The organism is Bradyrhizobium sp. UFLA05-108 (assembly GCF_059803455.1).
This window is the reverse complement of the sequence record NZ_JBANAZ010000221.1, coordinates 1-906: the sequence shown is the minus strand read 5'-3', so window position 1 is coordinate 906 and position 906 is coordinate 1. Positions and strand designations below refer to the sequence as shown.

1 protein-coding gene is annotated in these 906 nt (G+C 59.7%); it reads right to left on the bottom strand.

The window, feature by feature from the left end:
- The coding region (locus SO140_RS46110; RefSeq protein WP_498544223.1) for a transposase at nt 1-906 on the bottom strand (906 nt) is incomplete at both ends.

Below are 906 nucleotides of genomic sequence, written 5' to 3'. Positions count from 1 at the left end.
GCTTGGGACAGCACCGGGACTTCAATGCGCAATGATCACAATCGCGCTTACTGGCCATGTAAAGAATGGTGGCACCGTCATTCACTAGCGTTCCGGTCGTAGTAAGAGCCTTGCCGCCCGGACAACGATAGAGATCGCCAGCGTGGTCATAGGTGAAGTCATCGCGCGCGAAGATCCCGTCTGTGCGGGCCGACTTGTCGAAGACGGTCACATGCGGCTCAATACCATGCTCATAGACCAGCCAGGCCAGCATCTCGGCCGAGCCATAGCCGCTGTCGCCGAGGAGCTGGCTCGGATAGAGATCGAACCGTTCCAGCGAGCGCTCAATCATGCGCTTGGCGGCCAATACCTCTGCCTGCCGGATGGCCGTGGTTGCCTCGACATCGACGATGATCGCATTCTCAACGTCGATCAGATAGTTGGTTGAATAGGCGAAGAAGGCCTGACCGCCATGGGCTCCGGTCCATCGCGCCGCTGGATCTGAGGGTGACACGAACTTCGGCGTGACCTCGGTCGCAGCTCCAAACGCGGCATCATCGAGGACGGCCAGATACTCGTCGATCGCCCGACCGGCGGCCTCCGGGGGAAGCCCCTTGTCGCCTTCGATCCCATTCTGCCGGTTGGCATCGGCTTTGATCAGGCTTGCATCAACGGCAAATCCCTCACCGCCGACCAGTCGCTCCTCGATGCAGCGGCGCAAAACGCTTTCGAACACGCGACGGAACAGATCGCTCTCCCGGAAGCGACCATGCCGGTTCTTGGAAAAGGTCGAGTGATCTGGCACTGCGCCGTCCAGACCGAGCCGGCAGAACCACCGGTAGGCTAAATTAAGGTGGACCTCATCGCAAAGGCGCCGCTCCGATCTGATGCCGAAGCAGTAGCCGATTAAAAGCATCCGGATCATTA